Annotated in this window: 11 protein-coding genes and 1 pseudogene; 8 read left to right on the top strand and 4 right to left on the bottom strand. The window is 46.5% G+C overall.

Features of this window, described 5'->3' with window-relative positions; all coding sequences use genetic code 11:
• From AB4Z17_RS07720 to AB4Z17_RS07735, 4 genes and pseudogenes are all read left to right on the top strand, one after another.
• Positions 1–171, top strand: a pseudogene (locus AB4Z17_RS07720) (carbohydrate ABC transporter permease); the annotation flags it as partial.
• Positions 172–366: 195 nt separating this feature from the next.
• Positions 367–1,443 (top strand): copper resistance D family protein, encoded by a 1,077-nt coding sequence (locus AB4Z17_RS07725; RefSeq protein WP_076268587.1) that lies wholly within the window; start codon positions 367–369, stop codon positions 1,441–1,443.
• Between the two features lie 155 nt (positions 1,444–1,598).
• Positions 1,599–2,696, top strand: coding sequence for a polysaccharide deacetylase family protein (locus AB4Z17_RS07730; RefSeq protein WP_441959069.1), 1,098 nt, complete (start codon positions 1,599–1,601; stop codon positions 2,694–2,696).
• A gap of 18 nt (positions 2,697–2,714) precedes the next feature.
• Positions 2,715–3,866 (top strand): MFS transporter, encoded by a 1,152-nt coding sequence (locus tag AB4Z17_RS07735; RefSeq protein WP_441912400.1) that lies wholly within the window; start codon positions 2,715–2,717, stop codon positions 3,864–3,866.
• A 153-nt stretch (positions 3,867–4,019) separates the two neighbouring features.
• On the opposite strand, the gene udk is transcribed toward AB4Z17_RS07735, so the two are convergent.
• Positions 4,020–4,655, bottom strand: a complete 636-nt coding sequence (udk, locus tag AB4Z17_RS07740) for a uridine kinase (RefSeq protein ID WP_441959071.1) — start codon at positions 4,653–4,655, stop codon at positions 4,020–4,022.
• A 145-nt stretch (positions 4,656–4,800) separates the two neighbouring features.
• On the opposite strand from udk, the gene AB4Z17_RS07745 reads away from it, so the two are divergent.
• The 3 genes from AB4Z17_RS07745 (at position 4,801) to AB4Z17_RS07755 (ending at position 7,785) form a co-directional block, all read left to right on the top strand.
• Positions 4,801–5,721: an aldo/keto reductase gene (locus AB4Z17_RS07745; RefSeq protein ID WP_441959073.1), complete on the top strand. Its 921-nt coding sequence runs from the start codon at positions 4,801–4,803 to the stop codon at positions 5,719–5,721.
• A gap of 229 nt (positions 5,722–5,950) precedes the next feature.
• The gene (locus AB4Z17_RS07750) at positions 5,951–6,862 is read left to right on the top strand and encodes a permease (RefSeq protein WP_441959075.1); all 912 of its coding nucleotides are present in this window, start codon (positions 5,951–5,953) and stop codon (positions 6,860–6,862) included.
• Positions 6,859–7,785, top strand: a complete 927-nt coding sequence (locus tag AB4Z17_RS07755; RefSeq protein WP_441959077.1) for a TIGR03943 family putative permease subunit — start codon at positions 6,859–6,861, stop codon at positions 7,783–7,785. The genes AB4Z17_RS07750 and AB4Z17_RS07755 overlap by 4 nt, the downstream gene beginning before the upstream one ends.
• Before the next feature lie 139 nt (positions 7,786–7,924).
• Here AB4Z17_RS07755 and hflX read toward each other — a convergent pair whose 3' ends face one another.
• The 3 genes from hflX to AB4Z17_RS07770 form a co-directional block, all read right to left on the bottom strand.
• Complete coding sequence (gene hflX / locus AB4Z17_RS07760; RefSeq protein WP_441959079.1) at positions 7,925–9,190, bottom strand: GTPase HflX; 1,266 nt, start codon at positions 9,188–9,190, stop codon at positions 7,925–7,927.
• A 431-nt stretch (positions 9,191–9,621) separates the two neighbouring features.
• The gene (locus AB4Z17_RS07765) at positions 9,622–12,579 is read right to left on the bottom strand and encodes a DEAD/DEAH box helicase (protein ID WP_441959081.1); all 2,958 of its coding nucleotides are present in this window, start codon (positions 12,577–12,579) and stop codon (positions 9,622–9,624) included.
• On the bottom strand, positions 12,576–13,787 hold the full coding sequence (locus AB4Z17_RS07770) for an SWIM zinc finger family protein (protein ID WP_441959082.1): 1,212 nt from the start codon (positions 13,785–13,787) through the stop codon (positions 12,576–12,578). Before AB4Z17_RS07770 ends, AB4Z17_RS07765 begins: the two co-directional genes overlap by 4 nt.
• A 195-nt stretch (positions 13,788–13,982) precedes the next feature.
• On the opposite strand from AB4Z17_RS07770, the gene AB4Z17_RS07775 reads away from it, so the two are divergent.
• Positions 13,983–14,300, top strand: a complete 318-nt coding sequence (locus tag AB4Z17_RS07775; protein ID WP_441959084.1) for a thioredoxin family protein — start codon at positions 13,983–13,985, stop codon at positions 14,298–14,300.
• Positions 14,301–14,352 lie beyond the last annotated feature (52 nt).

The raw sequence follows: 14,352 nt of genomic DNA on the forward strand, positions 1-14,352 counted from the left end.
CAGTATACGCTGCCGGTGGAAATTGGCGTTATGCAAGCCGAGATGCAGTATCGTACAGAGTGGGGTCCCTTGTTCGCAGCGCTGTTGATCACCATTATTCCGGTTCTTATTATTTATATTATTTTTCAAAGGCAAATCGCAAGCGGGATTACGGCTGGGGCGGTTAAATAAGCTAATATTTGAATAATCCAATAGCAGCTGGCAGCTCTTTTCTCTTCCGAGGAAGGAGCTGTTCGTTTATGGAAGACGTACTCGAGTGCGGGCATTCCTATTTTTCAAACAAATATCATATGAGCATGCATTCATTTGTTTTTATTTATGATATGATGGCTTTTGAGTTGAACCCTGTGCTTGGAGTTGATCATATTGTACATTTATTTGTTTGAAACGCTGCTTTATTTGTCCTTTGCTTTGACCGGCGGTTATCTATTGCTTCAATTCATTCCAGAGAAGTCCAAACCGCAATTAAAGAACATCACTGATTTATTTCAATATGCTTTATTGGCAATCCCGCTGTTTTCATTTATGTCGATTCTTCGATCAGCGCTTGTTTTACGCGATTTTGCGCAGGACATGCCCTTTATTCAGGTTTTATTAATAGTTGTAAAAGATTATTCGTACGGCAATGCATGGGTTTGGAATCTCATTATATGTACCGTGATGTACATGATCACACAGTTTAAAGGCATGCAGGGTAAAATGACCAAATGGGTTCTAGCACTCTTATGGTGTGCCAGTATTCTAGCTCATGGCTGGGCCAGCCATCCGGCAGGCTTCTCGCCTTTCTGGGGCGTACTTTCACAATCCGTTCATGTCGCTGCAGTTTCTCTTTGGCTTGGCACGCTTCTTATTGTTGCTTGGTTTACAAATGGGGAATGGAACTGGAAGGCGTTTGTACGATGGTTTACGCCAATGTCGATCAGCAGCATCGTCCTTATTGTAGCGGCTGGTATTGTGATGATGTTTCTCCTAGTCGATGGTTATATCAACTCATGGGGAATCAATTATGGACAAGCGCTTCTACTTAAGCATCTTGTTTTCTTGCCGCTTGTTCTTCTAGGCTTTATGAATGGGTTTCTATCAAAAATTACAGATAATGGTCGGCATAAAAGTAGATTGCAATGGTGGCTTCGAGCGGAAACGTTACTTGCACTAGTCATCCTCATCACAACCGCCTACATGGGTGTACAGGAGCCGCCTCATGAAGGGGAGTTCGAACAGCCTTCTCCATCTCCGTTATTTACTTTTTTGCATGGCGATTTGCAAGACGTGTCGCTGCAGTGGAACTGGAATTTGGTATATATCAGCATGATTGTTATTGGAATTGCAGCACTGGCCTTATTATTTCCCAGCTATAAAAAAGAGAAACGCAGCATGTTTGCTGCCTTTGCTTGCATAGCTGTCTTATTCCCGTTTTTTGGCATACTTTTATCTGTTCAATAGAGCAGATAGAAGGAAACTCGTTTTTGCTTTTTAAGCAGGACGAGTTTTTTTTGTAAGACAGTAGGATTGTATTAGATAAGGAGAGGAGAGTATTGGAACATTTTTTTATTCTCAACTATAATACAGGAAACTAACAAGAGAATAGGGGTTATCACATGACAATTGAAGCGTTTTGGAAGGGAAATAACGACCAGCCGATATGTGCATTTACGTTTGATGACGGGCCTTCACATCTACCACTTGAACTTTGGCTTTCTGTTCTAGAGGAAGAAGAAGCGATTGGCACCTTCTTTTTTACGGGCGAGTGGATAGATAGATATCCGGATAAAGCTAGAGAAATACTTTCGCGCGGTCATTTGCTCGCTCCGCATACGTATCATCATCGCAGAATGGCAGAGGTGCCTAAGGCTGTATTTTTGGAGCAGCTTAAGCTGACCGAGCTGGCTTATCAGGATGCGACAGGCCTTGCTTGCCCAACTTTTATGCGTTTTCCTTATTGTTCTTTCCGCGAAGAAAACTTGGATTGGCTGGATGAATGGGGCGGCTACCGGGACATTGAAGGCGTCGATTCAGGAGATTGGCGGGGCGTTTCTTCGGAAGATATAATTGCAAAAGTCGAACCCGTTCTAGATAAAGGGACGATTGTCGTCATGCATAGCAATGATATTGCGACAGGCACTCCGGAGGCTTTAAGAGCACTTATCCAAACCGCTAAGCAAAGAGGACTACGATGCGTCGGTATTCCCGAAATGCTCGAGTCAGCAGGGTTAGAAGTAGGCTACAAGCATTGGAAAATAACGGTTGAGGTTCCGTCTGAGCTGGATTATCCTTCGGAGGGCTGGGCTCCCTTTGCAAATAAAGAGGAGCTGTCTGCGCTAGCTGCTCAGACCATAGCATGGAACGTTCCACAATATACGCTTCAATTCAATTCCGAGCTGGAATGGCTTGAGCATTTGGAGAATCCAATTCATGAATTCGGTGTTATAGAGAATCGTGAGCTGTTCCACATATGGCAGTTTGAAGGCTCCTATTGGGGTTTTGTACGCGCTGGTGTCGTAGAAGATACGCTTGTACTACTCGACTTTGCGGCTAAGGAAGCGCAAGCGGATACGCTCGTGTATTTGCTTCGGTGGGCTGCTAAGACTGCGAAGGAATTAGGGTTAACCCGCATTGAAGCAAGGCGGGATATTCGCAATATGCATGAGATGTGCAGGCAGCTCAGCTGGCAATCGGAGATTAAGGAAGAGCTGTAGAGAGAAGGTACGTACCCGGTGAAGTCATTAGCAACCTATTATTTTTTATGGTATCTGGCCATTTCTGTCGTTATGCCTTACACCAGTCTATATTTCAGTGATCGCGGCTTTAGCCATACAACGGTTGGTCTCATCCTGTCTTTATGGGCTCTGGTCAGCGTCATTGCCCAGCCCGTGATGGGCATGATTAATGACCGAATTAACAATCCGCGCAAAATTATCATGATCTGCGTCATCATTGCTCCGATCCTCGGTCTTGGATTTCAGCTCATGGAGGGACTTGCGGGGATTCTCTTCTTGTCTATTTTCTTTGCATGGTTTCAATCCTCTGGCGGGCCGATAGGCGACGCGATGTCTGTAGAAATCGCCAGCAAAAAAGGTTTTTCCTTTGGCAGCGTCAGGTTATGGGGAGCTTTAAGTTATGCGATAGGTACCTTTGCTACAGGCATTTTATACGAAAAATACGGCTACAACGATATCTTTATTTATTATCTTATTGTGAGTTTAACCGTCTGCTTGGCGCTCATGCTGCTTCCAGCAACGAAGGTTACTCGTAGAAATGTGACGTTATTCGGCCAAATGGGCGAGGTTGTTCGCAATAAGCCGTTTATGATCTTTGTCGCTACAAGCATGCTGATGATGATGTCTGCATCGATTAATATGAATTTTTTGCCATTATACTTTAAGGAAATGGGCTTTGATAAGAGCTGGATCGGCAGTGCATTTGCGATAGCCGCTATTATTGAGGTGCCGATGTTCTGGGTGGCGACGAAGCTAAGCAAGCGAATAGGCAGATACCAGCTGCTGTGCGTCGCGGCTTTGATCTATGGCATCCAATATTTTGCGATGTTTTTCTTCGACAACGTTACATTGACGCTGGCGGTTCAACTGCTAAATGGGATCGCGTTCGCTTTTGTCGCGGGCACAGCTGTTGAAATCGTACAAAGCTATGCGACTGAGGGCACGAAAGCGACTCTGCAAACGGTATATGCGGCTGTAACCTGGGGACTTGGCGGCATTGTCGGCAATGCAATGGGCGGCGCGGTGGTCGATTATTTTGGAGCGCCATTTCTTTATTTGATTCTGTTCTGTTTATGCCTGACGGCTTCGGTGCTGTTCTTCGCAAACAAGCATCATGAGCGCGGAAGCCAAACAAACTCGATTGTTTAATGGTTGCTCGCAAAAATAGATCTAGAAAGTAGTCTTATTGCTGCTGAGAAGCTGCCGAATGGCACTTTAAACTTACATTTGCTAAAAAAGGGGCAGTCCCTCATGGTCTGAGATGACCGGAGGGACTGCCCTTTTCCTATGTTTAGAGCGCAATTAACCGAGAATCGGCGGCTCGTGATCTGTCATATATTTTTCAGTCAGTATGGACAGCAACTGGATACCGACCTCATTGTGTCCGCCTTCGGGAATGATTAGATCGGCATATTTTTTGGATGGCTCGATAAAAGCCTCGTGCATCGGCTTAACCGTCTTCAAGTACTGGTCATGAACGGACTGGATCGTCCGGCCGCGCTCCTCAATATCCCGAAGCACACGACGGAGAATACGCACATCGGGGTCCGTATCGACGAATACTTTGATGTCGAGCAGCTTCCGAATGCTTTCTTCAGCGAGCAGATGAAGACCTTCCAATATTACGATATTATTCGGCTTAAGCTCTACCGTTTCTGTTGTGGATGGAGCATAAGCGGCGAAGTCATAGACTGGCGCGTAAACGGTTTTCCCTTCTTTTAGAAGCAGCAGATCTTGAGCGAGCAGCTCGATATCAAAAGAGAGAGGGTGATCATAATTGATCAATTCACGTTCAGCCATGCTGAGATGCGAATAGGTTTTATAGTAGTTATCCTGAGATATGAAAGTTACTTTTTCCGATCCAAGACGTTCAATGACAGAGCGTGCAACCGTAGTTTTTCCCGAACCGGTGCCGCCAGCGATACCAATAATAAGCATGGTGATTTAGTAAACCTCCCTAATAAAATTGCCATAGCAATTTCAGTATTGTAGCACAGAATACGGAAGCATGCTATTTCTTACTCATGGTTTAAAATGTTAAAATGAAAAGGACAGGCTACATCATTTAGAAGGAGTGTTGATCTTGAAGTATAGAAGACTCGGAAGCACAGAACTAAATGTGTCGGTAATCGGCATCGGAACCTGGCAGTTTGGAGGAGAATGGGGCCGAGAGTATTCGCAGAACGAAGTCGATTTGATTCTCGATAAAGGGCGTGAGCTTGGCATCAATCTGATTGATACCGCTGAATGTTACGGCGATCACCTCTCAGAGTCACTCATTGGAGATTATATCAGCCGCCGCAACCGCGAGGATTGGATCATAGCAACAAAGTTTGGCCATCATTTCCACGAGCGCTTCACGCGTACCGACGTATTTGACGCCGAAGGTGTTGTAGCTCAGCTTGATGCTTCACTGAAGGCGCTAAAGACGGACTATATTGACCTGTACCAGTTCCACTCAGGACCAGACCAAGCATTTGATAATGATGTGCTGTGGACCACTCTGGATAAGCAAATTGCAGCCGGGAAAATCCGTTTTCTTGGGACGTCTATCGGCAGCAATGACAATCTGCATCAGACAGAAGCATCAACAAAGGTGAACTCTCGCGTCATTCAGGTTGTATATAATCGACTCGACCGTCAACCGGAGGAAAGAGTATTTCCAGCATGCGAGCAGCAGGATTTGGGCGTGCTTGCACGTGTTCCGCTGGCGAGCGGCTATTTGAGCGGCAAATATAAGCCAGGGGCCGTATTCGGTGATACTGATGTACGCCACAGGCATGATAAAGAGAACACGCGGCTTAAGCTGCTGGAAGTAGAACACATTCAGCGTGAAGAGGTGCCGCAAGGTGTCGATATGGCGAGCTGGGCGCTTGCTTGGTGCTTGAAGCATCCTGCCGTAACGGCTGTCATTCCGGGCTGCAAGGACCCGGCTCAGGTTGAAGCGAACGCAAAGGCGGCAATGCTTGCAGTCGAGCCTCACCCGCAGGATCGCAGCAATTAGTCTGTCAATATCTACGAGCAGGTGCTGTCTCATAAGGGATCGCAGTGATAAAAGATTATAGAATAGTTAAGTCGGCTGGTGAGCGATCATCAGTCTTTTTTATGTCAATTCAATAACTGACTTCGGCAGGCTTGACATACAGGTTGCGAGTGGTTTACAACCATATACAGAGGCAAAAGGAAAATACCATATGCATTTGGAAAATGAAGTAAACGCAGGAGGAGCAAGCTTGACGACCTTATATCAATTAAATACGATTTTTATTAGCATGGTGATGGAAGCTATTCCGTTTGTCTTAGTCGGTGTTCTTATTTCTGGATTGATTCAAACTTTTGTGAAGGAAGGATGGCTCACACGCATCATGCCGCGCAACCGTTATCTGGCTACCGCGTTTGGTTGCGGAATCGGTATCTTTTTTCCTTCCTGTGAATGCGGGATTGTCCCCATTACGCGAAGATTAATAAACAAGGGCATGCCGCTGCATGCCGGAATTGCATTTATGCTTACTGGACCAATTATTAATCCCATTGTTTTATTCTCCACCTATATCGCTTTTGGTAATGACTGGGAGATGGTTGGGATTCGGGCTGGGCTTGCTATCGCGGTAGCGTTCTCCGTATCGATTATCCTGTCGTTTATGTTCAAGAAGCATCCGTTCCGCATGCAAGACGAACAAGCTGCCGCGGCTATGGAGCCTGGCTTGGAAATACCTGCTGTTTCCCGCGTTTCATCCGGTAAGAAGCTTTATGAGGTAGTCGTGCACGCGATTGAAGAGTTTTTCTCCGTCGGCAAATATTTAGTGCTTGGTGCATTTATCGCTGCATGCATGCAGACATTTGTACCGACCTATTATTTACTTCATTTAGGAAGCAATCCGATCACTTCTTCATTAGTGATGATTGCTCTAGCTTTCCTTATTTCACTTTGTTCGGAGGCGGATGCCTTCATCGCAGCTTCCTTCAGAAGTACATTTACGGTAGGCTCACTATCGGCTTTTCTTGTTTTTGGACCGATGATCGATATTAAAAACACGCTTATGCTTCTCGGAACATACCGCAGTAAATTTGTCGTCGTTTTAATTGCACTTGTAACGTTGTTTACGCTGGTAGGATCGTTGCTTGTAGGGAGGTTATTCGGGTGATTCGTTTCGTTATATTGTTCGGATTTTCTTTTATGTTTTTTATGCTGCATTATACGGGAGATATTAATAAATATATCAATATGAAATATGCTTATCTCTCTATCAGTGCCGTCGTTATTATGGGTCTGCTAAGCATCTTTGAATTTGTTCGCGTCTCACGCCAGCAGATTGCCGAGGAGAAAAAGGAGGCGGCGCTTGCCGCAGGGGGACATGCAGAAGAGTTGGAATGCCGTCATGAAGCACATGATGATCACACTCATCAACACAATCATCATCATGATCATGGCCACAACCACGGCAACGATACGAGGCTAAAACGATTTATCAGCTGCTTCATTTTATTTGTGCCAATCTTTACAGGGCTGTTCCTGCCTGCATATGCGCTTGATTCAAGCTTCGTAAAGGCAAAAGGCTTTTCCTTCCCGAGCTTTGACGAAAACATCCAAAATAATCCTGGCGCCCACCAGTTCCTGAAGCCAGATTCTAGCGTTTTTTACGCCAAGGACGATTATGTTAATGTCAAAAATAAAGAACTAGAGCAATTTATAAATCGGGATGAAATCATTTTGACGGACGCAGATTATTTGAAAGGCATGGAAGTCATCTACAATACTCCAGAGGCATTTATGGGCAAATCAATCGGGTTCGATGGGTTCGCCTACAAAGGACAACAGGTGGACGGCAACCATTATTTTGTTTTCCGGTTTGGCTTCATTCATTGTGTTGCAGATTCAGGCGTTTTTGGCATGCTTGTCGAATTTCCGAAAAACACGCAAATTAAAGATGATGATTGGGTGCATGTAAACGGGAAACTGACGTGGGAGCTTTATCAGCCCTTTAAGCAAACAATTCCTGTTCTAAAGGTGACCGACTGGAAGCCAATCGAGACTCCCAATGATCCATATGTCTATCGTTCCAATTAACGGGGAAGCAGTAAGATGCCGACCCGTTCAGAAGAGCATTAAAAAAGTCGTTGTCATGTTGCATTTAGCGACAAAACGACGACTTTTTCAGTATTAGCTCAAAAGGTCTTTAATTAACCTTTTAAACAACTATTATAGCTTAAAGCACTGTTACTTCATTCCRGTACCTTTCAAAATCAGATACCCGGCATTCCAGCTTCATCCGAGTACCTTCTGCTTCGTAGTCCGTTGCATGCACATGCGCATGCTCGTTAAAGTAAGCAACCAAGCGCCCTTGGTTGAACGGAATCAACAGCTCGCATTCCATATAGTCGTCGAAGACATGATCGCGAATAAGCTGAATAAGCTCATTTAGTCCAATATTCTTTTTGGCGGATAGGTAGACGTTGTTATCACGTACTTCCGGATAAGGATGCTCCGTCAGATCACATTTATTGTAAGCATAAATCGTTGGGAGATTGTAAGCCCCCAGCTCCTTTAACGTCTCATTCGTAACCGCAACAAGCTGCTCATAATCGTCATGGGCGTAGTCGACGACATGTACGAGCAAATCAGCTTCAGTTACTTCCTCTAAAGTTGAGCGGAAGGCCTTCACCAGGTGATGGGGAAGCTGGCTTACGAAGCCGACCGTATCTGTTAGCAGGAATGATTTGTTGTCAGGCAAATCAATACTGCGAACCGAGGTCTCAAGCGTTGCAAAAAGCATATCCTTGGCAAATACCTGCTTGGTTGTCTCTGGATTATATTTCTCAAGCAAAGCATTCATCAAGCTGGATTTCCCCGTATTCGTATAACCGACGAGACAGACGACAGGCACCTCGTTCTTCTGCCGCTGCTTTCGCTGAATTTGACGGCGGGCTACCAGCTTCTCAAGCTCGGCTTGCAAAGCGGTGATGCGCTCTTCGATACGTCTGCGATCCAGCTCCAGCTTCGTTTCACCGGCGCCTCTATTCTTGAGACCAGCTCCGCCGCCTTGCCGCCCCAAGGATGCGCGAAGTCCAACAAGCCTAGGAAGCATATATTGAAGCCGTGCGACTTCGACTTGCAGCTGGGCTTCTCTTGTTTTGGCGCGCTCCGCAAAAATATCCAGAATGAGAATCGTTCGGTCAATAACCGTCCGCTCCAAAGCGGCTTCCAAATTACGAATTTGAGAGTGGGAGAGCTCATCGTTGAAAATAACGACATGCGCGTCATGCGCTTCGAGCAGGGCCAGCAGCTCTTGGATCTTTCCAGTCCCAATATAGTGAGACGGGTTAATGCGTGCTGCCTTTTGGCTTAGCTCATCAACGACCTCGATATAACAAGCGGAAGCTAGATTGCGAAGCTCCTCCATGGAGTATTCAAAGTCGGTTTGATTTTGAAGCTGAACTCCGACGATAATCGCCTTTTGTTTTGGTTGTTCCATTATTCATCATCCTTTTAACGGTTATTTAAAAAATAAAAAACACAGGCAGCTCTGCCTGTGTTCACCGTTATAGGTAAGCGGGTATCAGTAAAAATATCCAAAAGGAATCGAGTATTCCTTATCAATATGGATTGATGGCCTTCCATATACGCTGAAATAAACGTATGGAAATTCCGCTCTAAAGGCGAATACGCGAGTCGGGATGCTCCCTACAAGAGTCGACGTATTCTGTTTATATGGGTTACCTTCAAAATGGGCAGACCTATCCTGAGTCCCCTGCACACAGGCAGAGCTTTGGCGCTATTCAATTAGCAGCTGCGCAAAGACCTAACTCGGATATAGTCTATCACACGTAACCCTCCGTTCATTTAAATTAGCATCAGTGTAGCACAAAGGGCTATTTCACGGCAAGTCAAAAGGAAAAGAGTCCCTTATGAATCGCTCCAATCCTGACGCAAAGTGAAGAGCTCCTTCAGCTCATCGGTTGRCAGCTCCGTGATCCAGCCCTCAGAGCTGGAGATGACATTTTCGCTGAGCTGCTGCTTATTTTCGAGCATCTCATCGATGCGTTCCTCCAGCGTGCCAAGCGAGATAAATTTATGAACCTGAACGTCACGCGTTTGACCCATGCGGTACGCGCGGTCGGTTGCTTGGTTCTCCACAGCAGGATTCCACCAACGGTCAAAATGGAATACATGATTAGCAGCGGTCAGGTTAAGCCCTACGCCGCCAGCCTTAATCGACAGAATGAACACATTAGGCTGCTCTTCCGGCGGCAATTGTTGCGATTGGAACCGCTCAATCATGCGGTCCCGCGCCAGCTTGGAGGTGCTGCCATTCAAATATAATATCGGCTYCTGCAGCTCCTGCTGCAGCACGCTTTGAAGCATTTCCCCCATACCGAGGTATTGCGTGAAAATAAGGCAGCGTTCGCCTTCATCTCGCAGTTCTCTCACCATAGCGAGCAGCCGCTCAAGCTTAGCCGATCGGCTTATGATCCGCTCTGTATCCATTTGCTCGCCAGCGGGCGCAGAGCTGTCCACCAAAGGTTCTTTTGTTAGCAGCATCGGATGATCGCATAGCTGCTTCAGCTGCATAATGGACGATAAAATGGCGCCTTTACGTTCGATGCCTTCAAGCTTTTGCATGCGATCCATAAGCTGATTAACGGTTTGATTATAAAGCGCGCCTTGCTCGGCTGTGAGATGAATATACGTTTTCATTTCGTTTTTGTCCGGCAAATCAAGCTGGATCGCGGGGTCCTTCTTCTTGCGCCGCAGCATGAATGGCTTAACTAGCTTCTGCAAGTCTGCGGTGCGCTGAACATTGCGTTCCTTTTCAATAGGATTGCTGAAGCGGTGCTGGAAACCATGTGCACTCCCCAGAAACCCCGGATTCATGAAATCATAGATGGACCACAGCTCCGATAAACGATTCTCGATCGGCGTGCCCGTCAAAGCGATACGATGCTTCGCAGTAAAGCTGCGAACGGCTGCGGATTGTTTCGTTTGTGCGTTCTTTATATTTTGTGCCTCATCCAAGCAAATCGCTGCAAAGGTAATATCCTTCAGCATGTCCTGATCAAGTGTAGCGGTGGCGAATGAAGTTAGTATGACATCGGCGCTTCGCATTTCCTCAAGGAAATGTTCTCCTACGAGGCGTTTGCTTCCGTAATGAAGCATGACGCGCAGCGAGGGTGCAAAGCGGCTTATCTCCTTCTGCCAGTTGCCCAGAACAGAGGTTGGGCAAATGATGAGCGATGGCATGTGCTGCTCCGACTCTGCTGCGCTCTCCTTGAGATTGAGCAAGTAGGCGATAAGCTGAACCGTCTTGCCAAGACCCATGTCGTCGGCCAAGCATGCGCCAAGTCCGAATCGTCGTAAAAAGGACAACCAAGCGTAACCTTCCTGCTGATAAGGTCGAAGCTCGGCACGCAGCCCGGCAGGAACAGCAAGCATAGGCCATTCGGTTCGTTGGTTTAGCTGGCTGACCAGCGTCATCAAATGCTCGTTCAGCTCAACTTCCATCTCAATACGATGCTCTTGCTCTGCTTCGTTTTCTTGCTCAGGCTGATCATCCCCTTGCTCGTTGCCGCTTCCCAAAAGATGCAGCTGAAGAACATCTTGAAACGATAAACCTTCGGCGCGGTCAATGCCCGACATCGCTTTGCGAATTTGCGCGAGCAAGGCGGGATCAAGCGAAACCCACTGTCCTCGGAAGCGAACGAGCCGCTCATTCCGGGCAACAAGCTCATTAAACTCGGATTCAATCAGGTCGGTGTCTCCAATGGCAATGCGCCAATCGAATTCGATTAGTGTATCCAGTCCAAATAATGATTCACCGGAGCCCTCTTCTCGTTTACTCGTGCTGACCTTAGCGCGAAGGCGTGGTTTCTTACGGCTGGCGGTTTCCCACCAAGCGGGAAGCAGTACCTGCCAGCCCGCGTCTAATAAACGGGGGCTATCTACGGCAAGGAACCGCCAAGCGGCATCATTTTTCAAGGGGACGTTTAAAATATCGTCACGATTGCCCGCTAGTAGGTTTGTTGGCAGGCAAGCACGCAGACGCTCCAACCAGCCTGAGGAACGCTCATGAATAGAAGGCGACCAAGAAGCAGGCCACGAGCCGTAAGCTTCGCCTGTATCAGACAATTTAACGGGTACAATAACCGCTTGATCGAGCTTGTCCTGCAAAATAAGCTTAAGCTGCCACGGGTCATCCACAGCAACGGGCTCGACAAGCTGAAGCATTGGCCGAAATGGAGCTTGATCGGCTTTCCAGCCAATGGCGATCAGCCATGCCTGTGCATCAAGTCCAGCGGTTATGCCATCCTTGGCAAAGAGGAGCGGGTATTCCCTGCGCAAATCAGCAGCAGTCGTTTCTGTGCCATAATAAGCGTCAAATACAGCAGCAGAAAAAGCAGCAAGCAATCCCGTCTTAAAGCTATCGTCTGTTTGCGTTTTCCTGATCATGCTCTGAATTTGTTCGTTTATTGCAGCATTATCCCAGCTCCATTGGAGCTTTCCTGTACGGAAGGCTGAGAAGCTTGGTATAAAGCGATGCGCAGTTATTTCAGCTGCTAACAAGGGGGCGAGCGCAACAAGCATTCCGGCTTGCTCTTCCCATATCCATTCCACATGCTCAAGCAACATGTTTTCCGCAAAAAAAGGAATAACCTGCTCGGCTGGAAGCAAAACAAGCTCTAGTCCTTCAACCTGCTGTACTTCGAGTTCTGTGCCGTAAAAGGAAGGCGTATGCCAGGCGAACAAGCTGTGCTTCAAGCTGACACCGGGCAGGAAGTCGCTCATGTCGCTCATTCCGTATAGGAGAGCATCACCATGTGTCGTTAAACTAGCGTATACTGTAATTGTTTTTGTAAACTTGCTCATGGTATAAGTTTTCCCCTCCGAAGCTCTTCCTGAAGCGCACGAAGGCGGCTATGGTTAGAAGCGAACGCTGCAATAAACGTTTCCCAGCGCTCCTCGTCTTTCCTTTTCTTGTACAGCTTAGCCAGCCGTTTGAGCAGCTTCACAGCAGTTTTGTARCCAGGCCTATTTTTGAGCAGCACATATCTTTCCACAGCCTGATGATAAAAGGGCAGCAGCAGCTCCGGCGCATGTTTCTCAATAGGGGCGAACACTCCAACGCGATAGTCAAGCGGCTCGGTTCCCGTGCTGAGCTGATAATCGATCCATTGCTGCCATTTGGCATGATGGAGCAGTTTTCCTTCGTAAATAGAACTAGCGTAAGGAAGCGATTGAATGAGAGGCGCCCACATCAGCTGCTCCGCATCTGGAATATGTTCAATTACCCCGTCCCAGTAGCTATAAAAGATTTCCAAGGCGTTAATTCGGCTTTTCTCTATATACGGCTTCGTTTCCACTAACCAATTGGATAACCGCTGCCATTGCTCTTTTTCAGACATCATGGTTAAGACATGAAATAAGTCACCTGGACGAAGCTCGTTACCGCTGCTTATTTCCTTTAGTTTGCTCCACGCCTCTTCGTCGCGTTGTAAGAAGAAGTTCATCCACACCTCGGCAAGCAGCAAAGGGTAGCGGGAGAGCGCTGAGCCAGGCTTTAAAGATGCGGCATTCAATTGCTGCAGCTCTTCTAGACATAGGCTCATATCGTTATGGTTAGGGATAATCCAGTATTGCCATAACCAAAAATAAGGATCGGAGAAATACGTCTTTGATCCTGATTCCGCCAGCATGAGCCTGCGCAAAAAGGCTAATGTTTCTTCTAGGCACTGCCAATAGTCGGGCTCCTCGGCAGGATCGGATTTTTTTTGCATGAGCTCAGCAATAGCAAGCTGTACATCAGCAATAGCAGCATGAGTATGGAAGCCGATAAAGGAGCCGGAATGTCCCTTTTGATCGGGAATAAGATTAAGCAGCAGCATCAGAATATGAAGATGAGCATGCAGCTCGAATAGATTATTTTGTGCAGAAGAAAGCTTAGGCTTTATCTGATTAATTGCTGTAATTGCGCTGTGTACATATGCGGCATTTCGAGTAAGGTCAGACAGAGACTCGGTACGAGATTTAAACAGTGCGTGCCACTCTGCGACGTTCATTTGTTCAATTGGTTTCATGACGAAGTGGTCTCCCTAACGAATAAAAATCATTTTGCGAATCAGCTAATTATACCATTTATTTTAGCCATTGCTCGGGTGATAATGTGCATGCTTCCAGCAGTTTGTCTTTCCTAAAGCACCAAAACATTTTACAATATAAATACGGCAACAAATGATCGACTGTCTTTAATCGGCAGAAAGGAAAGATGACAGATGGCAATTCAAGAAATCGAAGAAGAAGACTGGCTAAAGCTTAATCGGATAGGGAATGGTAAGGATGCGCTGCTTTTTTCTTCACCGTTTTGCGGAACCTGTAAGGTCGCCGAGCGGATGCTGGAAATTGTGGAAGCTGCTGAGGTTCCAACGACCTTGTATAAAATAAATATAAATTACGCCCCCCAGCTGCGAAATGCTTGGAAAATTACGAGTGTGCCTTGCCTTGTTTTATTGAAGAACGGAGAGCCTTATCAGTTTGAATATGCGATGCGTTCAGTTGATTATTTGTATAAACTTATGAAGAACATGGATTAACGGGGATGATTTCTCCGTAGAACGGCCGAAATATATTTTTATTTACTATAAA

It is taken from the genome of Paenibacillus sp. TAF43_2 (assembly GCF_052113545.1).
GTDB lineage: Bacteria > Bacillota > Bacilli > Paenibacillales > Paenibacillaceae > Pristimantibacillus.